General features: G+C 66.2%; 24 protein-coding genes. 5 read left to right on the top strand and 19 right to left on the bottom strand.

From position 1 onward, the window contains the following. Nucleotides 1-18: 18 nt before the first annotated feature. The 4 genes from AC1ECW_RS06725 to AC1ECW_RS06710 all read right to left on the bottom strand — a co-directional run bounded on the left by AC1ECW_RS06725 (nucleotide 19) and on the right by AC1ECW_RS06710 (nucleotide 5,015). On the bottom strand, nucleotides 19-1,899 hold the full coding sequence (locus AC1ECW_RS06725) for a carbohydrate-binding module family 20 domain-containing protein (RefSeq protein ID WP_481201484.1): 1,881 nt from the start codon (nucleotides 1,897-1,899) through the stop codon (nucleotides 19-21). Nucleotides 1,900-2,131: 232 nt separating this feature from the next. Then, nucleotides 2,132-3,328, bottom strand: coding sequence for an MFS transporter (locus AC1ECW_RS06720; protein WP_481201483.1), 1,197 nt, complete (start codon nucleotides 3,326-3,328; stop codon nucleotides 2,132-2,134). An 8-nt stretch (nucleotides 3,329-3,336) separates the two neighbouring features. After that, nucleotides 3,337-4,443, bottom strand: a complete 1,107-nt coding sequence (gene aroC, locus AC1ECW_RS06715) for a chorismate synthase (protein ID WP_409707218.1) — start codon at nucleotides 4,441-4,443, stop codon at nucleotides 3,337-3,339. Between the two features lie 113 nt (nucleotides 4,444-4,556). Beyond that, nucleotides 4,557-5,015 (bottom strand): CBS domain-containing protein, encoded by a 459-nt coding sequence (locus AC1ECW_RS06710; protein WP_409659528.1) that lies wholly within the window; start codon nucleotides 5,013-5,015, stop codon nucleotides 4,557-4,559. 167 nt (nucleotides 5,016-5,182) lie between these two features. Here AC1ECW_RS06710 and AC1ECW_RS06705 point away from each other — a divergent pair, with 167 nt between their 5' ends. Genes AC1ECW_RS06705 through AC1ECW_RS06695 form a run of 3 tightly spaced genes read left to right on the top strand, consistent with a single transcriptional unit; the run spans nucleotide 5,183 to nucleotide 7,649 of the window. Beyond that, a complete protein-coding gene (locus AC1ECW_RS06705) occupies nucleotides 5,183-6,490 on the top strand; it encodes an O-acetylhomoserine aminocarboxypropyltransferase (RefSeq protein ID WP_409707215.1) in 1,308 nt (435 codons plus the stop codon). Then, entirely contained in the window at nucleotides 6,487-7,317 is an 831-nt protein-coding gene (locus tag AC1ECW_RS06700; RefSeq protein ID WP_481201482.1) for an alpha/beta fold hydrolase, read from the top strand. Before AC1ECW_RS06705 ends, AC1ECW_RS06700 begins: the two co-directional genes overlap by 4 nt. Next, nucleotides 7,314-7,649: an Mpo1-like protein gene (locus AC1ECW_RS06695; RefSeq protein ID WP_409704453.1), complete on the top strand. Its 336-nt coding sequence runs from the start codon at nucleotides 7,314-7,316 to the stop codon at nucleotides 7,647-7,649. The genes AC1ECW_RS06700 and AC1ECW_RS06695 overlap by 4 nt, the downstream gene beginning before the upstream one ends. 6 nt (nucleotides 7,650-7,655) lie before the next feature. Here AC1ECW_RS06695 and AC1ECW_RS06690 read toward each other — a convergent pair whose 3' ends face one another. After that, nucleotides 7,656-8,888 (bottom strand): YihY family inner membrane protein, encoded by a 1,233-nt coding sequence (locus tag AC1ECW_RS06690; RefSeq protein WP_409704451.1) that lies wholly within the window; start codon nucleotides 8,886-8,888, stop codon nucleotides 7,656-7,658. A gap of 19 nt (nucleotides 8,889-8,907) precedes the next feature. Between AC1ECW_RS06690 and AC1ECW_RS06685 the strand changes: the two genes are divergently transcribed. Together AC1ECW_RS06685 and AC1ECW_RS06680 are read left to right on the top strand one after the other, a co-directional pair. Next, nucleotides 8,908-9,291: a DUF2069 domain-containing protein gene (locus tag AC1ECW_RS06685; RefSeq protein WP_409704449.1), complete on the top strand. Its 384-nt coding sequence runs from the start codon at nucleotides 8,908-8,910 to the stop codon at nucleotides 9,289-9,291. 5 nt (nucleotides 9,292-9,296) lie between these two features. Beyond that, nucleotides 9,297-10,703: an FAD-binding oxidoreductase gene (locus AC1ECW_RS06680; protein ID WP_409704447.1), complete on the top strand. Its 1,407-nt coding sequence runs from the start codon at nucleotides 9,297-9,299 to the stop codon at nucleotides 10,701-10,703. A gap of 21 nt (nucleotides 10,704-10,724) precedes the next feature. Here AC1ECW_RS06680 and AC1ECW_RS06675 read toward each other — a convergent pair whose 3' ends face one another. From AC1ECW_RS06675 to AC1ECW_RS06610, 14 genes are all read right to left on the bottom strand, one after another. Then, complete coding sequence (locus AC1ECW_RS06675; protein WP_409704445.1) at nucleotides 10,725-11,159, bottom strand: DUF1178 family protein; 435 nt, start codon at nucleotides 11,157-11,159, stop codon at nucleotides 10,725-10,727. Then, nucleotides 11,156-11,770: an NUDIX domain-containing protein gene (locus AC1ECW_RS06670; RefSeq protein ID WP_409704443.1), complete on the bottom strand. Its 615-nt coding sequence runs from the start codon at nucleotides 11,768-11,770 to the stop codon at nucleotides 11,156-11,158. The genes AC1ECW_RS06675 and AC1ECW_RS06670 overlap by 4 nt, the downstream gene beginning before the upstream one ends. Before the next feature lie 12 nt (nucleotides 11,771-11,782). Further along, a complete protein-coding gene (locus AC1ECW_RS06665) occupies nucleotides 11,783-12,085 on the bottom strand; it encodes a DUF2818 family protein (RefSeq protein WP_409704441.1) in 303 nt (100 codons plus the stop codon). Between the two features lie 19 nt (nucleotides 12,086-12,104). After that, nucleotides 12,105-13,607 (bottom strand): NADH-quinone oxidoreductase subunit NuoN, encoded by a 1,503-nt coding sequence (gene nuoN, locus AC1ECW_RS06660; RefSeq protein ID WP_409704439.1) that lies wholly within the window; start codon nucleotides 13,605-13,607, stop codon nucleotides 12,105-12,107. Between the two features lie 7 nt (nucleotides 13,608-13,614). Further along, a complete protein-coding gene (locus tag AC1ECW_RS06655) occupies nucleotides 13,615-15,090 on the bottom strand; it encodes an NADH-quinone oxidoreductase subunit M (RefSeq protein WP_409704437.1) in 1,476 nt (491 codons plus the stop codon). A gap of 16 nt (nucleotides 15,091-15,106) precedes the next feature. Then, nucleotides 15,107-17,131: an NADH-quinone oxidoreductase subunit L gene (nuoL, locus tag AC1ECW_RS06650; protein WP_409704435.1), complete on the bottom strand. Its 2,025-nt coding sequence runs from the start codon at nucleotides 17,129-17,131 to the stop codon at nucleotides 15,107-15,109. 21 nt (nucleotides 17,132-17,152) lie between these two features. Continuing rightward, complete coding sequence (gene nuoK / locus AC1ECW_RS06645) at nucleotides 17,153-17,461, bottom strand: NADH-quinone oxidoreductase subunit NuoK (protein WP_409704433.1); 309 nt, start codon at nucleotides 17,459-17,461, stop codon at nucleotides 17,153-17,155. Continuing rightward, nucleotides 17,458-18,111 carry an NADH-quinone oxidoreductase subunit J gene (locus tag AC1ECW_RS06640; protein WP_409704431.1) on the bottom strand — a complete coding sequence of 218 codons (654 nt, stop codon included), beginning with the start codon at nucleotides 18,109-18,111 and terminating at the stop codon, nucleotides 17,458-17,460. The genes nuoK and AC1ECW_RS06640 overlap by 4 nt, the downstream gene beginning before the upstream one ends. A 67-nt stretch (nucleotides 18,112-18,178) precedes the next feature. Continuing rightward, on the bottom strand, nucleotides 18,179-18,676 hold the full coding sequence (nuoI, locus tag AC1ECW_RS06635) for an NADH-quinone oxidoreductase subunit NuoI (RefSeq protein ID WP_409659513.1): 498 nt from the start codon (nucleotides 18,674-18,676) through the stop codon (nucleotides 18,179-18,181). Nucleotides 18,677-18,701: 25 nt separating this feature from the next. Then, nucleotides 18,702-19,766: an NADH-quinone oxidoreductase subunit NuoH gene (gene nuoH, locus AC1ECW_RS06630; protein ID WP_409704429.1), complete on the bottom strand. Its 1,065-nt coding sequence runs from the start codon at nucleotides 19,764-19,766 to the stop codon at nucleotides 18,702-18,704. Nucleotides 19,767-19,781: 15 nt separating this feature from the next. After that, a complete protein-coding gene (gene nuoG / locus AC1ECW_RS06625) occupies nucleotides 19,782-22,100 on the bottom strand; it encodes an NADH-quinone oxidoreductase subunit NuoG (protein ID WP_481201481.1) in 2,319 nt (772 codons plus the stop codon). 12 nt (nucleotides 22,101-22,112) lie between these two features. Beyond that, nucleotides 22,113-23,459, bottom strand: coding sequence for an NADH-quinone oxidoreductase subunit NuoF (gene nuoF / locus AC1ECW_RS06620; protein WP_409704425.1), 1,347 nt, complete (start codon nucleotides 23,457-23,459; stop codon nucleotides 22,113-22,115). Further along, nucleotides 23,459-23,989 carry an NADH-quinone oxidoreductase subunit NuoE gene (nuoE, locus tag AC1ECW_RS06615; RefSeq protein WP_409704423.1) on the bottom strand — a complete coding sequence of 177 codons (531 nt, stop codon included), beginning with the start codon at nucleotides 23,987-23,989 and terminating at the stop codon, nucleotides 23,459-23,461. The genes nuoF and nuoE overlap by 1 nt, the downstream gene beginning before the upstream one ends. After that, nucleotides 23,986-25,239: an NADH-quinone oxidoreductase subunit D gene (locus AC1ECW_RS06610; RefSeq protein ID WP_409704421.1), complete on the bottom strand. Its 1,254-nt coding sequence runs from the start codon at nucleotides 25,237-25,239 to the stop codon at nucleotides 23,986-23,988. Before AC1ECW_RS06610 ends, nuoE begins: the two co-directional genes overlap by 4 nt.

The raw sequence follows: 25,239 nt of genomic DNA, 5'->3' as shown, positions 1-25,239 counted from the left end.
CCACCCCCGGCTGCACAGCTATTGCCAGGTGCCGCCGGTGCTCACCGAGCCGCCCCCGGAGGGAGTGGTCACGATGCGATTGCTGCCGCCTTCCCACACCACATTGCCGGCCCCATCCTTCTTGATGAATTTGTACTGGTAGGTGGTGTTGGCGGGCAGGTTCAGCACCGTGCGCCAGTCGCCGCGGGTGCCCGAGCCGGAGATCCAGGTCATGGGCTTGGCTGCCGCCGGCGACCAACTCCCCAATGCCGTGTGGTGGCCCACGACGAAGAGGTTCTGCCCCCACACGGTGTCGGCCGTCACGTTGAACGTGACGGCAGCCGTCTGTGAGGGCTGGGCGCTTCCCCCCAGGCGGGCCCCCACATGGATCGCCGCGGCCCCGTTCGGTGCGGCCGTCAGCGTCACATAGCCGCCGGCATCCACCGTCACCACGTTGCCAGTGCACTGGCCGTTGTTGAAGTCCCCCGAGACGACATCGCAGTACTGGCCGGCCGGCAGACTGGTCTTGAAGTTGCGCGTCAGTGCCGCTCCTTCGCGATTGATGACCACGAAGCCCTTGTCGCCGCGGCCGAAGGCGATCTGGTTGTTGCCGTTGTCCCACCAGTCGGTCACCGTCCAGTTCGACAGTGTGGCGTTGCGGAAGGCCACCATGTTGGCGATGCCACGCCAGCGGTGTTCGCACACCCAGCCGCCGATGCTCTGATTGAAGCAGGCCGGCTGGCTCACGCCACCGTCCCAAGGGCCGCGGGTGGCCCCGCCACTGTCGTGCGGCGGGCCAAAGCTCGTGTCGTACGCCGTGCTGCGGTTGAAGGCATAGCTGGACATCAGCGCCGGGTAGCCATAGGGCCAAGCCAGCATGAAGATGTTCGCCAGGTCATAGGTCGCGCCGTAGTGATAGGTCAGGTAGTTGCCCCCGCCGCCGTGACCCCGCTGTTTGTCGTGGTTGTCGATGAAAGCGATCGCCTTGCTGCTGGGCATCAGGCCCCAGGTTTCGCCGAAGCTGCGCAGCTCGGCCAGCCGGCCTGCGCCGGCGAACTTGCCGAAAATCTGCTTGCCGTAGTTGAACTCGGTCACGGTGACCTGGCCGCCGCCGAGCGAGAAGTACTGGTTCGGCTGCACGGACTCGCCGGCCGCGCCAATCACCTCCAGGAACCAGAAGGGCCGTTTCGTGCCGGTGCGGCTGTTGACCGCATCGATGATGGCGCCCAGGTCGGTCGGGCTGATGTGCTTGGCCGCATCGACGCGGAAGCCCCTAACCCCCATGTTGACCAGACCGACCAGGTAGTCGGCGATCTTGCCGCGCACGTAAGCGCTGCCGGTGTTCAGGTCCTGCAGGCCCGAGAGCTCGCAACGCTGCACATTGTTCGCATCCCCGTAGTTGGTGATGGAGCACACCGGCTGGTGGAAATCGTTCGGACCGTAGAGCCCGGGATAGTGGTGATAGCTCCAGCTGCGCCCAGCGCTCGAGGTGCCGCCCGTGCCGCCGGACATGTGGTTGATCACCGCGTCCACATAGATGCTCACCCCCACGGCGTTGCAGCGGTTGACCATGTCCTGGAACTCGGCGCGGGTGCCGCTGCGGCTGCGGTCGAGGTTGTAGCTCACCGGCTGGTAGCGCATCCACCACGGATAGGGCGCACCGTCACCGCTGGTCACCCAGTTGTGCTCGTTCGGGGGCGACACCTGCACCGCCGCGAACCCCTTGGGCCCAAGGAAGGTCTCGCACTCGCGCGCGATGTCGGTCCACTTCCATTCGAACAGATGCACGAAGGCCGTGCGCGGTGCGCTCTGGGCCTGGGCCGTCGAGGGGCCCAGGGTCGTGGCGGCCAATGCCAAGGCGGCCAGGCCCTGCCGGGCCACACGCCGACAGCGCGGGGGCAATGGGGAAAGCTGCAGCATCGTTGTCTCCTGCGGTGCTGGTTGCGGTGTCGACCGGCGCCGCCGGCCTCGGTTGGGGAACGGGCCGCAGCATAGGAAGCCCGGCGCTGCAGTGCCAGAGGTCGAGCCCCGGTACGCCGGCGTTACATCGGACTTTTTTGTAAGAACTACGTGCACTACACGGTCACGCCCTCACCGACGGCATGTCGTGGGCTGAAAGTTCAGGGTTTGCCAGCAGCGCCGCGCGCGGGGCTCAACCCTCGATCCGTGCCACCCGCCAGGCCGCCAGTGTGGCCAGCAAGGCCGCCAGCGCGGCCGCCCAAAACACCGCGGCCCAGCCCCAGGCGCCTCCCAGCGCGCCGCCGGCCACGCCGCCCAACACGCCTGGCAGCCCATAGCCCAGCACTGAGTACAGCGCCTGGCCGCGTCCGCGCAGGCGGTCGGCGAAGTGCCGGTTGATGAAGGCGATGCACACCGTGTGGTGGGTCGCAAACGTGAGCGCATGGCTGACCTGCGCCAGTACGAGCACCACCAGGCTGGTTCCGAAGGCTGCGGTGGCGCCGAAGCGCAGCGCCGCCACCGCGCACACCACGACCATCCAGAACGACAGCGGCCAGCGCGCCAGCCAGCGCCCCTGCAGCAGGAACCAGGCGATCTCCACCGCCACCGACACGGCCCACAGCACCCCCACCACGCGCTTGCTGTGGCCCAGGGCGTCCAGGTACAGCGAGAAGAAGGCGTACAGCGCGACGTGCGCCAGGATCATGAAGAACACCGAGACGAAGAACCAGCGCACCGCCGGTCTGGCCAGCACGGGCCCCAGCGCCGGAGCCGGGCGGCCGACCGACGCCGCGTCCTCGCCGGCCGGCAGCCGCCAGCACACGACCACCAGGGCCGCGAGCAGCGCCACCGTGCCCGCCGCAAACCACGACAGGCCGAAACGCTCGAACACGAAACCGAAGACCAGCACCGTGACGATGAAGCCCACCGAACCCCACACACGCACGCGGCCATAGCGGGTCACGTCCAGGCCCTGCGGCGTGCTCACCCGCTGGGCCAGGGCCGCCTCGGCCATGGGCATCATCGCGCTGGTATTGAAGAACATCAGGAAGAGCACGCCGCCCATCACCACCCCGCTGGGCGCAACCCCGTGAGGCATCAGCAGCAAGCCCAGGCTGCTGGCCAGGCCCAAGCTGGCAGCCCAGCGCATCAGGCCGGTGCGCCGGCCGGTGTGGTCAGACAGCCAGCCCCAGCTGTAGGGCGCGATCACGCGGGTGATGCTCTGAACCGCGGTGAGGGCGCCGATCGCCAGCGAGCCGAAGCCCAGCTCCTTCAACCACAGCGGCAGGTAGGGGTTGAAGTAGCCGATGAAGCCGAAATACACCGCTGCCAGCGCGGCAAAGCTCCACAGGCCCTGCGCAGGCGCGGGAACACCGGCGGGAGCCGCCACGGGCTCCCTCAAGCCTGCGGCGCGCGGGCCGGGATCTTCGGCGTGGGCACCGCCACGTCGCCGCACTGGGCTCGGTGACGCAGGGCGTGGTCCATCACCACCAGGGCGAGCATGGCCTCGGCGATGGGCGTGGCACGGATGCCTACGCAGGGGTCATGACGCCCGAAAGTTTCCACGGTGGCCGGCTGGCCTTGCAGGTCGATCGAGCGGCGCGGCGTGCGAATCGAACTCGTGGGCTTGATCGCGAGGTGCACCACCAGATCCTGCCCGGTGCTGATGCCGCCCAGCACGCCGCCGGCGTTGTTGCTGAGAAAGCCCTCGGGCGTGAGTTCATCGCCATGCTCGGTGCCCTTCTGGGCCACGCAGGCCAAGCCCGCACCGATCTCCACACCCTTGACGGCGTTGATCCCCATCATCGCATGGGCGATGTCGGCGTCGAGCTTGTCGAACAGCGGCTCGCCCAGGCCCACCGGCACACCGCTGGCCTCCACGCGCAGGCGGGCGCCCACCGAATCGCCGGCCTTGCGCAGCGCGTCCATGTACGCCTCCAACCGCTCGATCACGCTGGCATTGGCGGCGAAGAACGGGTTGTGGGGCACGTGCTCCCACGACTCGAACGGGATCTCGATCTCGCCGAGCTGGGTCATGCAGCCGCGAAACGTGGTGCCGTACTGCTGATGCAGCCACTTCTTGGCCACGGCCCCCGCAGCCACCATCGGCGCCGTCAGCCGGGCCGACGAACGCCCGCCACCGCGCGGGTCACGGATGCCGTACTTGTGCCAATAGGTGTAATCGGCATGCCCGGGGCGAAAGGTCTGCAGGAGGTTGCCGTAGTCCTTGCTGCGCTGGTCGGTGTTGCGGATGAGCAGGCAGATCGGCGTGCCGGTCGTGTGACCCTCGTACACGCCCGAGAGGATCTCCACCGCATCGGGTTCGTTGCGCTGGGTTACGTGGCGCGACGTGCCGGGACGGCGGCGGTCCAGTTCGGGCTGGATGTCGGCCTCGGACAGTTCCAGCCCGGGCGGGCAGCCGTCGATCACGCAGCCGATGGCCGGGCCGTGGGACTCGCCGAAGTTGGTGACGCGAAAGAGCTGGCCGAAAGTGCTGCCGGACATGAAACCCAAGCGTAGAAACGGAACGGGCCGTGCCCCTGGCCGGCCCCGGAATGTGGAGGGAAGGCAGATTTTAAGCGCCGCCTGAGCGAAACTCAGAACCGGCCCGGCCGGCCTCAGGACGCCTGGGCCGGCTCGTCGCCCACCGGCCAATCGCGGATGTAGGCCTTGAGCATGCGGTTTTCGAAGTCTTGACTCTCCACCACCGCCTTGGCCACGTCGTAGAAAGAGATCACGCCCATCAGCGTGCGCTGGTTCATCACCGGCATGTAGCGGGCGTGCCGCCCCAGCATCATCCGCCGGACCTCGTCGATCTCGGTCTCCAGCGTGCAGGTCAGGGGGGCCGGATCCATCACCGTGCGCACGATCGTGCGGCCCACACTGCCGCCGTTGGCCACCACCGCCTGGATGCATTCACGGAAGGTGAGCATGCCCACCAGTTCCCCGTGCTCCATCACCACCAGAGAACCGATGTCGTGCTCGGCCATGGTCTTCATCGCCTCGCCCAGGGGCTGGTCGGGCGATACCGTGAACAGCGTGCCCCCCTTGACGCGCAGGATGTCACTGACTTTCATGGCGGGCCTCCTTGAAGCGATGGCTGGGTCGAAGCATGGGGATGGTCTGTCCCACCCAGGTGAGTACGGACAGGACGAGGCTTCAATATAGCCCACAATCCAGGATCACCGCAGATCACGCCCCCCTGGACAACCCCGGGTGCACCCTCAGGCTTTTGGGAGAGACCATGCCAGGATATTCCGACCCCGGCTTCGACACGCTGGCCCTGCATGCCGGCAGTGCACCGGACCCGAGCACCGGCGCCCGCGCGGTGCCGATCTACCTCAGCACCTCCTTCGTCTTTGACGACAGCGACCACGCCGCTGCGCTGTTCAACATGGAGCGTGCCGGCCATGTGTACTCGCGCATCTCCAACCCCACCACCGCCGTGCTGGAAGAGCGCATCGCCGCGCTCGAAGGCGGCGTGGGTGCGATCGCCACGGCCAGCGGCCAGGCCGCCCTGCACCTGGCGGTGGCCACGCTGATGGGTGCCGGCTCCCACATCGTCGCCAGCACGGCGCTCTATGGCGGCTCGCACAACCTGCTGCACTACACGCTCGCACGCTTCGGCATCGAGACCAGCTTCGTGCCCCCCGGCGACCTGGACGCCTGGCGCGACGCCATCCGCCCCAACACCCGGCTCTTCTTCGGCGAGACGCTGGGCAACCCCGGCCTGGATGTGCTGGACATTCCCGCCGTCAGCGCCCTGGCCCATGAACACGGCCTGCCACTGCTGGTGGACTCCACCTTCACGACCCCGGTGCTCATGCGGCCCATCGAACACGGCGCCGACCTCGTCTACCACTCGGCCACCAAGTTCCTCGGCGGCCACGGCACCGTGATCGGCGGCGTGCTGGTCGACAGCGGACGCTTCGACTGGGAGGCCTCGGGGCGCTTCCCCGAACTCACCCAGCCCTACGAGGGCTTCCATCAAATGGTCTTCAGCGAGGAAAGCAGCGTAGGCGCCTTCCTGTTGCGTGCCCGCCGCGAGGGCCTGCGCGACTTCGGCGCCTGCCTGAGCCCGCACTCGGCCTGGCTCATCCTCCAGGGCATCGAGACCCTGTCGATGCGCATGGAGCGCCACGTGGCCAACACCCGCCAGGTGGTGAAGTTTCTCGCCGAGCACCCCATGGTGGAGTCGGTGGGCTACCCCGAACTGCCCAGCCATCCCAGCCATGCGCTGGCCCAGCGCCTGCTGCCCAAGGGCTGCGGCGCGGTGTTCAGCTTCAACCTGCGCGGCAGCCGCGAGCAGGGCCGCCGCTTCATCGAAAGCCTGCGCCTGTTCTCGCACCTGGCCAACGTGGGCGATTGCCGCTCGCTGGTCATCCATCCGGCCTCCACCACACACTTCCGCATGGACGACGCAGCGCTGGCACGCGCCGGGATCACGCCGGGCACCATCCGCCTGTCCATCGGCCTGGAAGATCCGGCCGACCTCATCGACGACCTGGGCCGCGCCCTGAAAGCCGCCGAAAAAGCCGGGAGGGCCGCATGAAGCTTTTGGTCCATGGCCGCCAGGCCTATGCCTACACCGGCGGCAAGCCCTTCGACCCTGCGCTGCCCTGCGTGGTCTTCGTCCACGGCGCCTTGCACGACCACAGCGTCTTCGCGCTGCAGACCCGCTACCTGGCCCACCACGGCCATGCCGTGCTCGCAGTGGACCTGCCGGGGCACGGGCGCAGCGCCGGCCCGGCGCTCGACAGTGTCGAGGCCCTGGCCGACTGGCTGATCGCCCTGCTGGAGGCCGCCGGCGTGGCACGCGCGGCCCTCGTGGGTCACAGCATGGGCTCGCTGATCGCGCTGCAAGCCGCCGCCCGCCTGGGCGAGCGCGCCACCCACCTCGCCCTGGTGGCCACCGCCTACCCGATGAAGGTCTCGCCGGCGCTGCTGGAGACCTCCCTCCAGGACCCGCCCAAGGCCATGCGCATGGTCAACAGCTTTTCCATCGGCACGATGGCCGCCAAACCGTCGGCGCCCGGCCCTGGCGCCTGGCTGCACGGCGGCAACCTGGCGCTGATGCAGCAGTTGCAGGCCCGTCATGCCCGGCAGCATGCCGGCGCCAACCTCTTTCACATCGACTTTTCCATCTGCGACCGCTATGCCGCCGGTCTGGAGGCGGCCCGGCGCGTGCAGTGCCCGGCCCTGCTGCTGCTCGGGGCCCAGGACCAGATGACCCCGCCTGCGGCGACGAAAGATCTGGCGGCCGCGCTGCGCGCGCGCGTCCAGACCCTGCGCGCCGGGCATTCCCTGATGACGGAAAACCCCGACGGGGTGTTGAATGCCCTCAGGAGCTTTCTCTCCTCGCCCGGGAGTCCGTCATGAACACCCCCTTGCAGGCACAAGGCGCCAACCCGCGCAGCTTCAAGAGCTTCGCCGAGTTCTACCCGTTCTACCTCAGCGAACACAGCAACCGCACCTGCCGCCGGCTGCACTTCGTCGGCTCCACGCTGGCGCTGATCTGCCTGGCGGCCCTGCTCGTCACCGGCCAGCCGCAGTACCTGCTCTACGGCCTGCTGGCCGGTTACGGCTTCGCCTGGATCGGCCACTTCGGCTTCGAGAAAAACAAGCCCGCCTCCTTCAAGCGCCCGCTCTATAGCTTCATGGGCGACTGGGTCATGTACAAGGACATCTGGACCGGCAAGATCAAGTTCTGACCGCACTCAGTCCAGCAGGTCCTTGAGCGTCATCCGGCCGAAACCGGCCTTGTCCCAGAAGCCGCGCAGGTCGGGAGCCGGATCGAGCAGCAGCTCGGCCATCAGGGGCTGCGCAAGGGTGTGTTCGGGCTCGGCCAGCAGCACATGGCGCGCGCCCCCCTCCTCGTCCAGCCGCCCCACCCAGTCCAGCGCACGCAGCTTGTCCAACACAGGCTCGATCTGCAGCGGGTCGGTGCGCAGCCGCTGTGACAGCGCTTCCAGGCTCAGCCCATGGACGGGCTGCCGCCGGCTGGCCTGCAGCTCGCGCATCACCAACAGCGCCAGATGGAAGCGATATCCCGGTGTGGCCGGGCGACGCACCACCTTCATCTGCAGGCTGGGCGCATAGGCTGCGATCACCGCCCCCAGCAGCACCACGACCCAGCCCAGGTAGAGCCAGACCAGGAAGATCGGCACCGTGGCAAAGGTGCCGTACAAGGCCGAATAGGTCGGCACGCTGCGCAAATACCACGCCAGCAGCGCCTTGGCCAGCTCGAAACCCGTGGCCACGAAGAAGCCGCCCGCCAAGGCATGAGACCAGCGCACGTGGGTGTTGGGCACGTAGCGGAACAGCCCCGCAAAGGCGCCCGCCATCAGCACGAACTCCAGCGCGTTGAAAATCGCTGACACCGGCGCAGGCAAAGACCCCACCAAGCCGCGCGACGCCGACAAGGCATAAGACGTGAGCGTCAGACTCACCCCGAGCAGTAGCGGCCCCAGCGTGGCGGCCGCCCAGTACACCAGCACACGCTGCGCGATAGGGCGCGGCTTGCGCACCCGCCAGATGGCGTTGAGCGTGCGATCGATCGTGAGCATCAGCGACAGGGCTGTCAGCACCAGCGCGATCAGGCCTGCCGTGCCCAGCCGGTTGGCGTTCGCGGCGAAGCGCGTGAGCGCACGCAACACCGGCCGCGCGATCGCCTCGGGCACCAGGCTTTTCACGAAATAAGCCTCCAGGGCCGCCTGGAAGCTGGCGAACATGGGAAAGGCCGTGAACACCGCCAGCGTCACGGTGAACAACGGCACCAGAGCGATCAGGGTGGTGAAGGTCAGGCTGCCGGCGGTCAGACCCAGGCGGTCCTCGCGGAAACGCTGGCCCAAGGTCCGCAGGGTCTCGCGCCAGGGCCAGTCCTGCAGCGTGCGGACCAGCACCGACAGCCGCTCGCGCGCCGACAGCGGCAGCTGCTTGGGAAGGTTCATGCCCGGTATCATGCCATCGATGGATCACCACACCCGCATCGACCTCACGCGCGCCCTGGCCGTGGGCAGCCTCATCGGTCTGATCATCCTGGGGCTGGCCTGGGAGCTCTGGCTGGCCCCGCTGCGCCCGGGCGGCTCCTGGCTGGTGCTCAAAGTGCTGCCGCTGTTCATCCCGTTGGCCGGCCTGCTCAAGCGCCGTATGTACACCTACCGCTGGGTGAGCCTGCTGGTGTGGATCTACTTCACCGAAGGTGTGGTGCGCGCCGCCTCCGACCGCGGCTTCAGCGCCGTGCTGGCCGCGATCGAGGTGGGGCTGTGCCTGCTGCTGTTCACCGCCTGCGCCCTGCATGTGCGCTGGCGCCTGCGCCATGCGCGCACCGCCACCCCCACGCCATCTCCCTGAATCCCATGAGTCTGCTCGACGACCTGCGCACGGCAGTCGGTGCCTCCCAGGTGCTCACCGACGGCGACCTCTCCGCCTACGAAATCGACTGGCGCCGCCGCTACCGGGGCAAGGCCCTGGCGGTGGTGCGCCCCGCCAACACGGCCGAAGTCGCCGCGGTGGTGCGGGCCTGCGCCCGCCATGGCGTGAGCCTGGTGCCCCAGGGCGGCAACACCGGCCTGGTGGGAGCCTCGGTGCCCGACGACAGCGGCCGCCAGGTGCTGCTGAGCACCCAGCGGATGCAACGCATCCGCGAGATCGACACCGCCAACCTCACGATGACGGTCGAGGCCGGCTGCGTGCTGCAAGCCGTGCAGGAAGCCGCCGCCGCCCAGGGCCTCCTGTTCCCCCTGAGCCTGGCCGCCGAGGGCAGTTGCACCATCGGCGGCAACCTGGCCACCAATGCCGGCGGCACCCAGGTGCTGCGCTACGGCAACGCCCGTGAGCTCTGTCTGGGCCTGGAGGTGGTGACGGCCGACGGCGAGATCTGGGACGGCCTGAGCGGCCTGCGCAAGGACAACACCGGCTACGACCTGCGCGACCTCTACATCGGCAGTGAAGGCACCCTCGGCCTCATCACCGCCGCCACGCTGCGCCTATATCCGCGCCCGGCCGCCCGCATGACCGCATTGGCCGCCCTGCCCTCGATGGACGCCGCCGTTGGGCTGCTGCAGCGCGCCCAGGCCCGCCTGGGCGCCAGCCTCACCGGCTTCGAGGTGATGAACCAGTTCTCGCTCGAGCTCGTGCGCCGGCACTTCCCGCAGCAGCCCCAGCCGCTGCCCCCCTCTGCCTGGACCGTGCTGATGGAGGCCTCCGATCACGAGTCCGAGGCCCATGCCCGCGCTCTGTTCGAAAGCCTGCTCGAACAGGCCTACGAGGATGGCCTCATCACCGACGCCGCCGTGGCCGAGAGCCTGGAGCAGTCCCGGGCGTTGTGGCATCTGCGCGAATCCATCCCGCTGGCCCAGGCGGAGGAAGGCCTGAACATCAAGCACGACATCTCGCTGCCGGTCTCGCGCATTCCGGCCTTCGTGGCCTTCACCGACGCCGCCCTGGCGGCCCACCTGCCCGGTGTGCGCCTGGTCGATTTCGGTCATCTGGGCGATGGCAACCTTCACTACAACGTGCAGGCACCGACCGGCGTGTCGGGGGGGGAGTTCCTGGCGGCCCACGAAAAGACCGTCAATCGCATCGTCTACGACGCGGTGACGGCGCATGGCGGTTCCATCTCGGCCGAGCACGGCGTGGGCCTGCTCAAGCGCGAGGAACTGGCGGCACGCAAGTCGCCGGTCGCGCTGGGCCTGATGCGCGCGATCAAGCGGGCTCTCGACCCTCAGGGCCTGTTCAATCCGGGCCGGCTGCTGGCCCCCTGAGCACGGGGGCGGCCGGGTGCCCTACTGCACCGGCCCCTTCAGGCCGGCCGGCAGCGGCAGGGTCAGCACCTCGATGCCCTCGTCCCGCAGCGCCTGGGCATCTTCCCGCGTGGTCTGGCCGCGGATGCCACGCGAGGGCACCTCGCCGTAGTGGATGCGCCGGGCCTCCTCGGCGAAGCGATCGCCGACATCCTCGGTGTGTTCAAGCACATGCCGTACCGCCCGCATCCAGAGCTGCTCCGGCGTCGGCGTCGCTTCGGCCTGCGCCGGCCCCTCGGGCCGGGTCGCGGCGCCGAGATTCAGGCGCGGTGCGCTGGGCAGCTTCTCGACCGTGGCATGGCCGCACAGCGGGCAGCTCACCAGGCCCCGCGCAAGCTGGGACTGAAAGTCCTCCTCCGAGCCGAACCAGCCTTCGAAGCCGTGGCCCTGGGCGCAGCGCAGATCGAACACCTTCATGGCAGGGATGATGCCTGATATGTATCGTCCGTGGGGCGCCAGTCCGGACACCAGCGCCCGGCCTGCCAGCGCTGCCACCACAGCAGGCCGATCAGGGTCTTGGCGTCGGTGACCTCTCCGCTGCGCACCCAGGCGTCGAGTTCCTGGGGCGCAGCCGCGAAGACCTCGACGAACTCCCCCTCGTCCAGGCTCGCGGCCCCAGGGGTCAGTCCGCGGGCGAACCAAACCTCGATGCCTTCGGTGGAATAGGCGATCGCGTTGTGCAGCACCCCCGCTCGGGCCCATTGCCGGGCGACGTAGCCGGTCTCCTCGCGCAGTTCGCGCATGGCACATCGCAGACCCGATTCGCCCGGGTCGAGCTTGCCGGCCGGGAACTCGATCATCACCCGGCCGAGCGGGTAGCGGAACTGGCGTTCCAGCACGAAGCGGCCGTCATCCAGCAGGGGCACCACCATCACGGCCCCGGGATGCACGATGTACTCGCGCTGAGCGAGCCGGCCGTCGGGCAGGCGCACACGGTCCCGACGCACCTTCAGGAAATCGCCTTCGTAGGCGACGCGGCCTTCCACGCAGGCCTCGTGCAGGGAACGCTCGTCTTCGTGCCGGTTCATGACCGCCTCCAGTCAGGAGCGATGACGCCGCAGGTAGCGCCAGACGAAGCCCGGGAAGGCCAGCGTCGCGAACAAGCAGGCGGCCACCACATAGAACTCCCAGCCCTGCGGATGGCGCTGGCCCAGGCGGGCCTCCAGACCCATGCCCAGGGCGAGCACCAGGCCGAACAGCAGCAGCCATTCCAGCAGCCGCCAACCCAGCCCCTTTGGATGCTTCGGCGGCCCGATGAAAAGGACACGCTCGCTGAGAAACGGCAGGTTGGCAGCGACGGCCGCCACGATCAGGATCACCCAGATCGACGCCGACTGATCCATCGGTCCGGTCCGGCCCCGCTCAGACCGAGAAGGCCCGCACGATCGCCTGGGCGCACATGGCCATCAGCCCCCCGGGCAGGATGCCCAGCACCAGCACCGCCAGGCCGTTGACCGACAGCACAGCACGGGCCTCGGGGCTGGCCTGGATCGGCGCACGGTCCTCGGCCTCGTCGAAGTACATCACCTTGACAACACGCAGGTAGTAGTAGGCCCCCACCAGCGACAGCAGCACCGCGAACACCGCCAGACCGATGTACAGGTCCACATTCGTCGAGACCAGCGCCTGCAAAACGGCCAGCTTGGCATAAAAGCCCACCGTGGGCGGGATGCCCGCCAACGAGAACATGAAGATGGCCATCACCGCGGCATACCAGGGGCTGCGCTGGTTCAAGCCCTTCAGGTCTTTGATTTCCTCAGCCTCGAAACCTTCGCGCGACAGCAGCAGGATCAGGCCGAAGCTACCCAGGGTCGTGATGACATAGGTGACCACGTAGAACATCGCCGAGCTGTAGGCATTGGCGGCCGACAGGGTGTTGCCGTTGACCACCCCGCAGGCCAGGCCCAGCAGCATGAAACCCATCTGCGCGATGGTGGAATAGGCGAGCATGCGCTTGAGATTGCTCTGCGCGATGGCTGCGAGGTTGCCCACCAGCAAGGACACCACCGACAACACGATCAGCATCTGCTGCCAGTCCACGGCCAGGGCGAGCATGCCGTCGATGAGCAGGCGCACCGTGATGCCGAAGGCGGCCAACTTCGGCGCTCCGGCGATCAGCAGCGTTGCCGCCGTGGGTGCTCCCTGGTAGACATCGGGCACCCACATGTGGAAAGGCGCCGCGCCGAGCTTGAAGGCCAGCCCCGCCACCACGAAAACCACGCCAAAGACCAGCACTTGGCGGTTGAACTGCCCGGCGGCAATCGCCTTGAAGACTTCGTCGATGTCCAGCGACCCGGTGGCACCGTACATCATTGACAGGCCGTACAGCAGGAAACCGCTGGCCAGCGCACCGAGCACGAAGTACTTCATGGCCGCCTCGGTGGCCACGAGATCGTCGCGACGCAAGGCCACCAAGGCATACAGCGACAGCGACATGAGTTCCAGGCCCAGGTAAATCACCAGGAAGTTGTTCCCGGAGATCATCACCATGATGCCCAGCAGCGCCAGCAGGCTGAGCGTGAAGAGTTCTCCCCCACGCAGCATGTCGCGCTTGGCGCTGTACAGATGACCGTAGATCAGCGTCACGAAGACCGACAGCGTCGCAAAGAACTTCAGCAGGTTGCCCAGCGGGTCGTTGACGACCATGCCCTGCATCGCATAGACCGTCTGCCCTTCCAGGTAGTAGCCCAGGAAGTAGGCCATCTGCATCGCACCCACCACGGCCAGGGTGGCCAGCGTGAGGCCATACGTCAGACGGCGCAACGGGTGCGTCACGAACAGGTCAATCACAAGAATGGTGCTGGCCAGCACCAGCAGCGTGATCTCGGGGTAGATGGCGATCCAGTTCATCGTGTTCATTGTCATCGCCCCGTCAGTTCAGCTTGGACACGGCGACATGCTTGAGCAGATCCACCACCGAGTGGTGCATCACGTCGGTGAAGGGCTTTGGGTACACGCCCATCCAAAGCACCGCCAGGGCCAGCAGCGCCAGCATGAAGAACTCGCGCTTGTTCAGGTCTTGCAAGCCGCGCACGTTGTCGTTCGCGACGTCGCCGAAGTACACGCGCTTTACCATCCACAGCGTGTAGGCCGCCCCGAAGATCAGCGTCGTGGCCGCCAGCAAACCGATCCAGAAGTTCACCTTCACGGCGCCCAGAATCACCATCCACTCCCCCACGAAGCCGGCCGTACCCGGCAGGCCGCAGTTGGCCATCGCGAACAGCACCGCGAAGGCCGCAAACTTGGGCATGGTGTTCACCACGCCGCCATAGGCCGCGATCTCGCGCGAATGCACACGGTCATAGAGCACACCGATGCACAGGAACATCGCGCCGGAGACGAAGCCGTGCGCAATCATTTGCACGATGGCCCCCGAAACCGCCAGCTCGTTGAACAAGAAGAAGCCCAGGGTCACGAAGCCCATGTGCGCGATCGAGGAATAGGCCACCAGCTTCTTCATGTCCTGCTGCACCAGAGCCACCAGACCGATGTAGAGCACGGCGATCAACGACAAGCTGATGATGAGCCAGTCCAGCTCACGGGCCGCATCAGGCACGATGGGCAGGGAAAAGCGCAGGAAACCGTAGGCACCGAGCTTGAGCATGATCGCCGCCAGCACCACCGAGCCGCCGGTGGGAGCCTCCACGTGGGCATCGGGCAGCCAGGTGTGCACCGGCCACATCGGCACCTTCACCGCAAAGGCCAGGAAGAAGGCCCCGAACAGCAGCAATTGCACATCCAGCGGCAGCGGGAGCTGATGCCAGCTCAGGATGTCGAAGCTGCCGCCCGACTTGAAATACAGATAGGCCAGGGCCACCAGCATCAGCAGCGAGCCCAGCAGCGTGTAGAGAAAGAACTTGAATGCGGCGTAGACCCTGCGCGGCCCGCCCCAGATGCCGATGATGATGTACATCGGGATCAGCGTGGCCTCGAAGAAGACGTAGAACAGCAGACCGTCCAGCGCCGAGAACACCCCCACCATCAGGCCGGAGAGGATGAGGAAGGCCCCCATGTACTGGTTCACGCGCTCGGTGATCACCTCCCAGGCGGAGATCACCACCACGACGGTGATGAAGGCCGTCAACAGCACGAACCACACGGAAAGCCCATCCACGCCCAGGTGGTAATGGACATTGAAGCGCTCGATCCAGGGCACATGCTCGACGAACTGCATCGCCGAGGTGCTGGTGTCGAAGCCGGTGACCAGGGGGACCGTGATGAAGAAGCTCAGCACGGCACCGGCAAGGGCGATCCAGCGCACCGCATTGGCATGCTCATCGCGCCCCAAGGTCAGCAAGATGACGCCAAAGAGAATGGGCGTCCAGATGGCGAGGCTCAGCAGACTCATGTTCGGGCAACCTCGCTCAGCGGACCAGGAAGGACTGCAGGTGGGGCCACAACTGCCAGGTGATCAGCGCGAACACGCCGACGATCATCACCAGGGCGTAGTGGTAGATATAGCCCGACTGCACCAGACGCACCACGGAGGCCGTCCAACCAACCACTTTGGCCGAGCCGTTGACGATCAGGCCGTCGATCAGGCCCACGTCGCCCCCCTTCCAGAGGCCGCGGCCCAGCAGCCGGGCACCCGCGGCAAAGACCTTCTCGTTGATCCAATCCATGTAGTACTTGTTCTCCATGATGCGCACCAGCCAGCCCAGGCGAGCGTGCAGCGCCGCCGGGATCTCGGGCTTGACCAGGTAGAAGACGTAGGCTGTGGCCACCCCCGCCAGCGCCAGCCAGAACGGCAAGGTCTGCAAACCGTGCAGGGCCATCGCAGCAGCGCCGTGGAAGCCCTCGGCCAGCACCTTCATGGCCGGGTGAGCCTCGGTGTTCACGACGATGGCGTCCTTGAGGAAGTCTCCGAAGAGCATCGGGCCGATGGTCATGAAGCCGATCACGACCGAAGGCACGGCCAGCAGCAGCAGCGGCGCTGTGACCACCCAGGGTGACTCGTGCGGCTCGTGGTGGCCGTGCTCGTCGTCGTGGTGACCATGATCATCAGGCGACGGATGGGGTTTGTCGTGGAAGCGCTCCTTGCCATGGAAGACCAGGAAGTACATCCGGAAGGAGTAGAAGGCCGTGATGAACACACCGGCGACCACGGCGAAGCTGGCAAAACCCGCCCCCGGCAGGGTGCTCGCCTGCACCGCCAGGATGATGCTGTCCTTGGAGTAAAAGCCCGAGAACAGCGGCGTGCCGATCAGCGCCAGCGACCCCAGCAGCGAGGTGATCCAGGTGATGGGCATGTACTTGCGCAGTCCACCCATGTTGCGGATGTCCTGATCGTGGTGCATGCCGATGATCACCGAGCCGGCGGCAAGGAACAGCAGCGCCTTGAAGAAGGCATGGGTCATCAGGTGGAACACGGCCACCGAATAGGCCGACGCTCCCAGCGCCACCGTCATGTAGCCGAGCTGCGACAGGGTGGAATAGGCCACCACGCGCTTGATGTCGTTCTGGATGATGCCCAGCAAACCCATGAAGAGTGCCGTGATGGCCCCGATCACCAGCACGAAGTTCAGCGCGGTGTCCGACAGCTCGAACAGTGGTGACATGCGTGCCACCATGAAGATGCCGGCCGTCACCATCGTGGCCGCGTGGATGAGCGCCGAAATCGGTGTGGGGCCCTCCATCGAGTCCGGCAGCCACACGTGCAGCGGAAACTGTGCCGACTTGCCCATCGCACCGATGAACAGGCAGATGCAGATCACCGTGATCAGCATCCACTCGGTCCCCGGGAAGCTCAGGCGGGCGAGTTCACCGGCCTTGCCAAAGGTCTCGGTGTAGTTGAGCGTGCCGGCAAATGCCACGATCAGACCGATGCCGAGGATGAAGCCGAAATCGCCCACCCGGTTGACCAGGAAGGCTTTCAGATTGGCAAAGATGGCCGTGGGCTTCTTGTACCAGAAGCCGATCAACAGGTAGGACACCAGGCCCACCGCCTCCCAGCCGAAGAAGAGCTGGAGGAAGTTGTTGCTCATCACGAGCATCAACATCGAGAAGGTGAACAGCGAGATGTACGCGAAGAAGCGCTGGTAGCCCGGGTCTTCTTCCATGTAGCCAATGGTGTAGATGTGCACCATCAGCGACACGAAGGTCACCACGCACATCATCATCGCCGACAGGCCGTCGATGAGGAAACCCACCTCCATCTTCAGCTCGCCCAGCACCAGCCATTCGTAGACAGTGGCATTGAAGCGTGCCCCGTCCACCGCCACGGCCTTCAGCACCATGGCCGAGAGGATGAAGGAGATCAGCACACCGAGGATGGTGAAGAAGTGGGCGCCGCGGCGGCCGACGTAGCGGCCGAACAACCCCGCGATGATGGCCCCGGCCAGCGGCGCCAGGGGCACCGCGACCAGCATGTTCTGTGAGAGTTGCGACATCTTGTGGTGTCCTGTGCTGCGTCAACCCTTGAGGGCGTCGAGTTCGTCCACGTTGATGGTCGAGCGGTTGCGGAACAGCACGACCAGGATGGCCAGGCCGATGGCCGACTCGGCCGCGGCCACCGTCAGGATGAAGAAGACGAACACCTGGCCGGCCGGGTCGCCCAGATAGTGCGAGAAGGCCACGAAGTTCAGGTTGACGGCCAGCAGCATCAGTTCGATGGCCATCAGCAGAACGATCAGGTTGCGCCGGTTCATGAAGATGCCGACCACCGACATCGCGAACAGGATGCCTCCCAAGGTGAGGTAGTGTCCCAGGGTGATGCTCATGCCTTGCCTCCGGTGGTGGGCTGCTCACCGCCCGAGGCGGCCGCCACCGGCCTGTCGACGACCGGTTCGATATTGAGCACACGCAGCCGCTGCGCCTTGGTCACGCGAATCTGGTCGGCCGGGTTCACGTAGCGGGAATCCTTGCGCCGGCGCAGCGTCAGGGCGATCGCCGCCACGATGGCCACCAGCAACAGCACTGCCGCCACCTGCAGCGGGTAGATGTAGTGGGTGTACATCTCGATCCCCAGCAGCTTGGTGTTGCCCATCTGGATCTGCTCGGGTGTCGGCTGCGGCGCCTGGCCCGGGCTGAAGCCGGTCATCAGCACCAGGGCCATCTCCAGCGCGATGAGCACGCCGATCAGGCCGGCGACCGGGAAGTGCCTCCAGAAGTTCTGGCGCAAGGCGTCGACGTTGATGTCGAGCATCATCACGACGAACAGGAACAGCACCATCACGGCACCGACGTAGACGAGCACCAGCGCAATGGCCAGGAACTCGGCCTGCAACAGCATCCACACGCCGGCAGCGTTGAAGAAGGCCAGCACGAGGTACAGCGCGGCATGCACCGTGCTGCGCGCCGTGATGACGCGGAAGGACGCGAACAGCAGCACTGCTGAGAACACGTAAAAGAGCGCGCTTAGGGTATCCATGTCTTTGTTCTCGGTTGGCGGGTCGCCCGGCTCCCCCTCGGAGCCGGCAGAGACCGGCAGGCGGGCACTACCGGTACTTCGCGTCCGCCTCCTTGTTGGCCGCGATTTCCTTCTCGTAGCGGTCCCCCACGGCCAGCAGCATGTCCTTGGTGAAGTACAGGTCGCCGCGCTTCTCGCCGTGGTACTCGAAGATGTGGGTTTCGACGATGGAGTCGACCGGGCAGCTTTCCTCGCAGAAGCCGCAGAAGATGCACTTGGTCAGGTCGATGTCGTAGCGGGTCGTGCGGCGCGAACCGTCCTCACGCACCTCGGACTCGATCGTGATCGCCATTGCAGGGCATACCGCCTCGCACAGCTTGCAGGCGATGCAGCGCTCCTCTCCGTTGTCGTAACGGCGCAGTGCGTGCAGGCCCCGGAAACGCGGGGACAAGGGGGTCTTCTCCTCCGGGAACTGCACGGTGATGTGCGGCGAGAGGAAATGACGGCCCGTCAGTGCCAGACCCTTGATCAGCTCCGTGAGCATGAAGCTGTTGATGAACCCCTTGAGGGAAGCTACAGCAGACATCGTGGGACCTCGTCAGACTTCCGGTTCAGTGCCAGATGTTCCAGGGCGATTGGATCCACAGACCCACCACCACCAGCCACACCAACGTCACGGGAATGAAAACCTTCCAGCCCAGACGCATGATCTGGTCGTAGCGGAACCGCGGGAAGGTCGCGCGCACCCACAGGAAAATGGTGACCAATACGAAGGTCTTCAGGCCCAACCAGACCCAACCAGGAATCCAGTTGAACAGTGCGCTGTCCACCGGCGGCAGCCAGCCGCCGAAGAACATCAGCGCGGCCAAGGCCGACACCAGGATCATGTTGGCGTACTCGGCCAGGAAAAACATCGCGAACGACATGCCCGAGTACTCGATCATGTGGCCGGCGACGATTTCCGATTCGCCTTCGACCACGTCGAAGGGGTGACGGTTGGTCTCAGCCAGTCCGGAGATGAAATAGACGACGCAGATGGGCAGCAGCGGCAGCCAGTTCCAGGACAGGAAGTTCAGCCCCAGATCGGCAAAATAGCCCTTGTCCTGGCTGACCACGATGTCGGTCATGTTCAGGCTGCCAGCGACCATCAGCACCACGACGAAGGCGAAGCCCATCGCGATCTCGTACGACACCATCTGCGCCGACGCGCGCATGGCGCCGAGGAAGGCGTACTTCGAGTTCGAAGCCCAGCCGGCAATGATGACGCCGTAGACCTCCAGCGAGGTGATTGCCATCAGGAACAGCAGGCCGGCGTTGATGTTGGCCAGCGCCACCTCAGGACCGAAGGGAATCACCGCCCAGGCGGCCAGCGCCGGCATGATGGTCATGACCGGGGCCAGGTAGTACAAACCTTTGTTGGCGGCCGTGGGCGTGATGATCTCTTTGAAGATCAGCTTCACCGCATCCGCGATCGGCTGCAGCAGTCCACCTGGGCCGACGCGGTTGGGCCCGGGGCGCACCTGCGTCCAGCCGATGGCCTTGCGCTCCCACAAGGTGAGGTAGGCCACGCAGATCATCAGCGGCAGGACCAACGCCACGATCTTGACCAGGTTCCAGACCACGGGCCAGGCGCCGCCGAGCTGGGCCTGGCCGAATTGGGTGAGGGTCTCAAGCATCTGCAGCTTCCTCGATCACGCCTTGCTCAATTCCACGGCCGCGAACATCGGGCCCAGCTCGGCGGTGTCGGCATGGCCTGCGGCCACACGCACCACGTTGGCCGCCAGGCCGGCATCACAACGCACCGGCAGCGTGGCCACGCCGCCACCCACTTGCACACGCACACGGTCGCCCTCTTTCAGACCCAGGTGCACCCAGGTGGCCTGCCCCACGCTAACCACCGGGGGCTGAGCATCGCGAGTGAGCTGCAGCGATGCAGCCCGGCGCACCAGCATGTCGCTGCTGTAGATGGGCACGTCGGCGATGCGCTCCAGGCCGGTCGAGACCGGCGCCGGGTGGGCAGAAACCTGCACCTCATTGCTCAGCCGTGCCGCCAGCGCCGTCACGTCACCCAGCGCCTGGGCACGCACCTCCTCGGCCGTCTCGAAGCCGAAACCAGGCAGATCCAGCATCGTGCCCAGCACACGCAGCACCTTCCAGGCCGGGCGGGTCTCGCCCAGCGGCTTGACCACACCATAGAAACTCTGTGCACGCCCTTCAGCATTCACGAAAGTGCCGGCCGTCTCGGTGAAGGGGGCGATGGGCAGCATCACGTCCGCATGGGCCTGCACGGCCGACTTGAACGGGGTGAGCGCCACCACCATCTCGGCGCCGTGCAGGGCGCGGGCCGCACGCAGCGGGTCGGCAAGGTCGAGCGAGGGTTCGACATGCAGCAGCACGTAAGCCTTGAGAGGCTGGGCGAGCATGCCGGCCACGTCCAGACCACCCGGCCCGGGCAGAGCCCCGACGAGCTGAGCGCCCACGCTGTTGGCGGCCTCGCTCAGCACACCGGACGTGCCGCCCGTGTGGGCGGCAATCCAGTTCGCCAGCGCCAGCAGTTGCGACGCCTGGGGATGCTGCACCGCGGCGTTGCCCAGCAGCACGGCCTTGCGTTCACCCGAGAGCAGCGAGCGGCCGATGGCCGCGGCAGCCTCGTCGACCGTAGCGTCCATCGGGGCCGGGACACCCCGCTCGGCGGCGACCGCCGCGGCCACCGCTGCCAGGGCCTGCACCCAGGCCGACGGCGCGGCCGTCATGCCCTGGGCCATGGGCATCAGCCAATCATCGTGCAGCGCATGCAGACTGTGGATGCGCGCTCCGCGCCGGGCCGCCTGACGCAGACGCTGGGCCAGCAGCGGATGATCCTTGCGCAGGAAGGAGCCGACGACAAGCGCCGCCTCCAGGTTCGACAGGGAGGCGATGGACCGCCCCAGCCAGCGCGCTTGGCCCGCAGGCGGCGCGGTGAAGTCGGCGTGCCGCAGTCGATGGTCGACGTTCTCGCTGCCCAGTCTTCGCATGAACTGGCCCAGCAGATACAGCTCCTCGGCTGTGGCATGTGCACTGCCCAGCGCACCGATGGCCTGAGCGCCATGCTGGTGGCGGACCTGCTTCAGTCCGTTGGCCACGTACTCGAGCGCGGTGGACCAGTCGACCTCGCGCCACTGGCCGCCCTGCTTGATCATCGGGACGGTCAAGCGGTCCTCGACGTTCAGGGCCTCGTAGGAGAAACGGTCACGGTCGGCGATCCAGCATTCGTTGACCTCCTCGTTCTCGAGGGGCACGACACGCATCACCTTGTTATTCTTGACTTGCACGATCAGGTTCGCACCGGTCGAATCGTGCGGGCTGACGCTCTTGCGGCGCGACAGCTCCCAGGTTCGTGCCTTGTAGCGGAAAGGCTTGCTGGTCAGTGCTCCCACCGGGCAGATGTCGATCATGTTGCCCGACAGCTCGGAATCGACCGTCTGGCCCACGAAGGTGGTGATTTCGGAGTGTTCGCCGCGGTGGAGCATGCCCAGCTCCATGACACCGGCGATCTCCTGCCCGAAGCGCACGCAACGGGTGCAGTGGATGCAGCGGCTCATCTCCTCCATGGAGATCAGCGGACCGACCTCCTTGTGGAAGACCACGCGCTTTTCCTCCTGGTAGCGCGACGACGAGCCCCCGTAGCCGACGGCCAGGTCCTGGAGCTGGCATTCGCCCCCCTGGTCGCAGATCGGGCAGTCCAGCGGATGGTTGATGAGCAGGAACTCCATCACCGACTGCTGGGCCTTGATCGCCTTGTCGCTCTTGGTGCGCACGATCATGCCCTGCGTCACCGGCGTGGCGCAGGCCGGCATGGGCTTGGGCGCCTTCTCGACATCGACCAGGCACATGCGGCAGTTGGCCGCGATCGACAGCTTCTTGTGATAGCAGAAGTGCGGAATGTAGGTACCGGCCTTCTCGGCCGCATGCATCACCATGCTGCCTTCGGGCACCTCGACCTTGCGGCCGTCCAGTTCGATTTCAACCATATGCTGCAAGCCTCAAACGTAGGCCGGGACCTGGCAGGTCTTGTGTTCGACGTGGTAGGCGAACTCGTCGCGGAAATGCTTGATCATCGCCCGCACCGGCATCGCCGCTGCATCGCCCAGCGCGCAGATGGTGCGGCCCTGGATGTTGTCGGCCACCGAGTTCAGCAGATCGAGATCTTCAGGCCGGCCCTTGCCATGCTCGATGCGGTCGACCACGCGCCACAGCCAGCCGGTGCCCTCGCGACAGGGTGTGCACTGCCCGCAGGACTCATGCATGTAGAAGTAGGACAGGCGCAGCAGCGACTTGACCATGCAGCGCGTGTCATCCATCACGATGACCGCACCGGAACCCAGCATCGAGCCGGCCTTGGCGATGGAGTCGTAATCCATCGTGCAGTCCATCATGATGGAGGCCGGCAGCACCGGCGCCGACGAACCGCCGGGGATCACCGCCTTGAGTCGGCGGCCCTTGTGCACGCCGCCGGCCAGCTCGAGCAGCGTGGCAAAGGGTGTGCCCATCGGGATCTCGTAGTTGCCCGGACGCTCGACATCGCCCACCACCGAGAAGATCTTGGTGCCGCCGTTGTTGGGCTTGCCCACCTGCAAGTAGGCGTCACCGCCGTGACGGATGATCCAGGGCACCGCAGCGAAGGTCTCGGTGTTGTTGATCGTGGTGGGCTTGCCATACAGGCCGTAGCTCGCCGGGAACGGCGGCTTGAAGCGCGGTTGGCCCTTCTTGCCCTCCAGCGACTCCAGCAGCGCGGTTTCCTCGCCGCAGATGTAGGCCCCGAAACCGTGATGGGCATGCAACTGGAAAGAAAAGTCGCTGCCGAGGATGTGATGGCCTAGGTAGCCGGCAGCACGTGCTTCCTCGAGGGCCTGCTCGAAACGCTCGTAGACCTCGAAGATTTCGCCGTGGATGTAGTTGTAGCCCACGCTGATGCCCATCGCGTAGGCGGCGATCGCCATGCCCTCGATCACGATGTGCGGGTTGTAGCGCAGGATGTCGCGGTCCTTGCAGGTGCCCGGCTCGCCCTCGTCGGAATTGCACACGAGGTACTTCTGGCCAGGGAACTGGCGGGGCATGAAGCTCCACTTCAGACCCGTGGGGAAGCCGGCACCGCCACGGCCGCGCAGGGCCGACGCCTTCACCTCGGCAATCACCTGGTCGGGCGTCATGCCCGCGCCGCCATCCAGACCCAGCACCTTGCGCAAGGCCTGATAGCCTCCACGGGCCTCGTAGTCCTTCAGGCGCCAGTTGCTGCCGTCCAGGCCGGCATAGATCTGGGGACTGATGTGGCGGCCGTGGAAGCAGGTTTCGCGGCCAGTGGCCTGGAACTTGGACAGGTCGAGGGCCATCACTTCACCCCCTGCTTGGCGGCAGACTCGAGTTCGACCAGCAGCGCATCGAGTCGCTCATTGCTCATGAAACTGCACATCTGGCGGTCGTTGACCAGCATCACCGGCGCATCGGCACAGGCGCCCAGGCACTCGCATTCCTGCAAGGTGATCAGCCCGTCGGGCGTGGTGCCGCCGATCTCGATGCCCAGGCGACTGGCGAGGTGCTCGGCAGCGGCCAGCCCGCCACGCAACTGGCACGGCAGGTTGGTGCAGACGTTGAGCTTGAACCTGCCCACCGGCCGCTGGTTGTACATGTTGTAGAAAGTGGTGACCTCGCGCACTGCCACCGCGGGCATGCCCAGATACTGGGCCACGCCCAGTTCGGCTTCGGCCGACACCCACCCCTGCTCCTGCTGCACGATGGCCAGGCAGGCCATCACGGCCGACTGCTTCTGCTCGGACGGGTACTTCGCCACCTCGCGGGCGAAACGCTCCAGCGTGGCCGGTGCGAACTGCATCGGCTGGACCTGCTTGGCTTGGGCGCTCATCGGTCAATCTCTCCGAACACGATGTCCATGGTGCCGATCACGGCCACGGCATCGGCGATCATGTGGCCACGCGACATCTCGTCCATCGCGGCCAAGTGGGCAAAGCCCGGGGCACGGATCTTCAGGCGGTAGGGTTTGTTGGCACCGTCGCTGACGATGTAGATACCGAACTCGCCCTTGGGGTGCTCGACGGCGGCATAAGCCTCGCCTTCGGGCACATGGAAGCCTTCGGTGAAGAGCTTGAAGTGATGGATCAGCTCCTCCATGCTGGACTTCATCTCCACGCGAGACGGCGGCGCGACCTTGTGGTTGTCGGTGATGACCGGGCCCGGGTTCTTGCGCAGCCATTGCACGCACTGCTGGATGATGCGGTTGGACTGTCGCATCTCCTCGACGCGCACCAGGTAGCGGTCGTAGCAGTCGCCGTTGGTGCCCACCGGCACGTCGAACACCATGCGGTCATAGACGTCGTAGGGCTGCATCTTGCGCAGGTCCCAGGCGATACCCGAGCCGCGCAGCATCGGTCCGGTGAAACCGAGGTTGAGGGCACGCTCCGGGCTGACCACGCCGATGCCCACGGTGCGCTGCTTCCAGATGCGGTTGTCCGTCAGCAGCGTCTCGTACTCGTCCACATGCTTCGGGAAGCGACGGGTGAAGTCCTCGATGAAATCGAGCAAGGAGCCCTGCCGGTTCTCGTTGAGCTTGGCGATCGCCTTGGCATTGCGGATCTTGGAGGGCTTGTACTGCGGCATGCTGTCGGGCAGGTCGCGGTAGACACCGCCCGGACGGAAATAGGCCGCGTGCATGCGCGCCCCCGAGACCGCCTCGTACATGTCGAAAAGGTCTTCCCGCTCGCGGAAGCAGTAGATGAGCATGTTCATCGCACCGCAGTCCAGCCCATGGGCACCGAGCCACAGCAGGTGGTTCAGCAGCCGGGTGATCTCGGCGAACATGACCCGGATGTACTGCGCACGCTCGGGCACTTCAATGCCCAGCAGCTTCTCGATGGCCAGGCAGTAGGCGTGCTCGTTGCACATCATGGACACGTAGTCGAGACGGTCCATGTAGGGCAGCGACTGGATGTAGGTCTTGCTCTCGGCCAGCTTCTCGGTGGCACGGTGCAACAGGCCGATGTGAGGATCGGCGCGCTGGATGACCTCGCCGTCAAGTTCCAGCACAAGGCGCAGCACACCGTGGGCGGCCGGGTGCTGCGGGCCGAAGTTGAGCGTGTAGTTCTTGATGTCAGCCAT

The organism is Caldimonas hydrothermalis (assembly GCF_056746695.1).
The sequence above is the reverse complement of the archived record's forward strand: the minus strand, read 5'-3'. Positions and strand labels throughout refer to the sequence as shown.

What these genes read in the sequence shown, in the direction of transcription:
- aroC (WP_409707218.1), bottom strand. Translation starts at nt 4,443, where the DNA reads ATGTCCGGCAGCACTTTCGGCCAGCTCTTTCGCGTCACCAACTTCGGC.
- nuoH (WP_409704429.1), bottom strand. Translation starts at nt 19,766, where the DNA reads ATGCTTGAGACCCTCACCCAATTCGGCCAGGCCCAGCTCGGCGGCGCC.
- AC1ECW_RS06640 (WP_409704431.1), bottom strand. Translation starts at nt 18,111, where the DNA reads ATGGATACCCTAAGCGCGCTCTTTTACGTGTTCTCAGCAGTGCTGCTG.
- AC1ECW_RS06680 (WP_409704447.1), top strand. Translation starts at nt 9,297, where the DNA reads ATGAGTCTGCTCGACGACCTGCGCACGGCAGTCGGTGCCTCCCAGGTG.
- AC1ECW_RS06725 (WP_481201484.1), bottom strand. Translation starts at nt 1,899, where the DNA reads ATGCTGCAGCTTTCCCCATTGCCCCCGCGCTGTCGGCGTGTGGCCCGG.
- AC1ECW_RS06705 (WP_409707215.1), top strand. Translation starts at nt 5,183, where the DNA reads ATGCCAGGATATTCCGACCCCGGCTTCGACACGCTGGCCCTGCATGCC.
- nuoN (WP_409704439.1), bottom strand. Translation starts at nt 13,607, where the DNA reads ATGACAATGAACACGATGAACTGGATCGCCATCTACCCCGAGATCACG.
- AC1ECW_RS06665 (WP_409704441.1), bottom strand. Translation starts at nt 12,085, where the DNA reads ATGGATCAGTCGGCGTCGATCTGGGTGATCCTGATCGTGGCGGCCGTC.
- AC1ECW_RS06655 (WP_409704437.1), bottom strand. Translation starts at nt 15,090, where the DNA reads ATGAGTCTGCTGAGCCTCGCCATCTGGACGCCCATTCTCTTTGGCGTC.
- AC1ECW_RS06695 (WP_409704453.1), top strand. Translation starts at nt 7,314, where the DNA reads ATGAACACCCCCTTGCAGGCACAAGGCGCCAACCCGCGCAGCTTCAAG.
- nuoF (WP_409704425.1), bottom strand. Translation starts at nt 23,459, where the DNA reads ATGGCCCTCGACCTGTCCAAGTTCCAGGCCACTGGCCGCGAAACCTGC.
- nuoG (WP_481201481.1), bottom strand. Translation starts at nt 22,100, where the DNA reads ATGGTTGAAATCGAACTGGACGGCCGCAAGGTCGAGGTGCCCGAAGGC.
- nuoI (WP_409659513.1), bottom strand. Translation starts at nt 18,676, where the DNA reads ATGTCTGCTGTAGCTTCCCTCAAGGGGTTCATCAACAGCTTCATGCTC.
- nuoL (WP_409704435.1), bottom strand. Translation starts at nt 17,131, where the DNA reads ATGTCGCAACTCTCACAGAACATGCTGGTCGCGGTGCCCCTGGCGCCG.
- AC1ECW_RS06685 (WP_409704449.1), top strand. Translation starts at nt 8,908, where the DNA reads ATGGATCACCACACCCGCATCGACCTCACGCGCGCCCTGGCCGTGGGC.
- AC1ECW_RS06710 (WP_409659528.1), bottom strand. Translation starts at nt 5,015, where the DNA reads ATGAAAGTCAGTGACATCCTGCGCGTCAAGGGGGGCACGCTGTTCACG.
- AC1ECW_RS06690 (WP_409704451.1), bottom strand. Translation starts at nt 8,888, where the DNA reads ATGAACCTTCCCAAGCAGCTGCCGCTGTCGGCGCGCGAGCGGCTGTCG.
- AC1ECW_RS06675 (WP_409704445.1), bottom strand. Translation starts at nt 11,159, where the DNA reads ATGAAGGTGTTCGATCTGCGCTGCGCCCAGGGCCACGGCTTCGAAGGC.
- AC1ECW_RS06610 (WP_409704421.1), bottom strand. Translation starts at nt 25,239, where the DNA reads ATGGCTGACATCAAGAACTACACGCTCAACTTCGGCCCGCAGCACCCG.
- AC1ECW_RS06700 (WP_481201482.1), top strand. Translation starts at nt 6,487, where the DNA reads ATGAAGCTTTTGGTCCATGGCCGCCAGGCCTATGCCTACACCGGCGGC.
- nuoK (WP_409704433.1), bottom strand. Translation starts at nt 17,461, where the DNA reads ATGAGCATCACCCTGGGACACTACCTCACCTTGGGAGGCATCCTGTTC.
- AC1ECW_RS06670 (WP_409704443.1), bottom strand. Translation starts at nt 11,770, where the DNA reads ATGAACCGGCACGAAGACGAGCGTTCCCTGCACGAGGCCTGCGTGGAA.
- nuoE (WP_409704423.1), bottom strand. Translation starts at nt 23,989, where the DNA reads ATGAGCGCCCAAGCCAAGCAGGTCCAGCCGATGCAGTTCGCACCGGCC.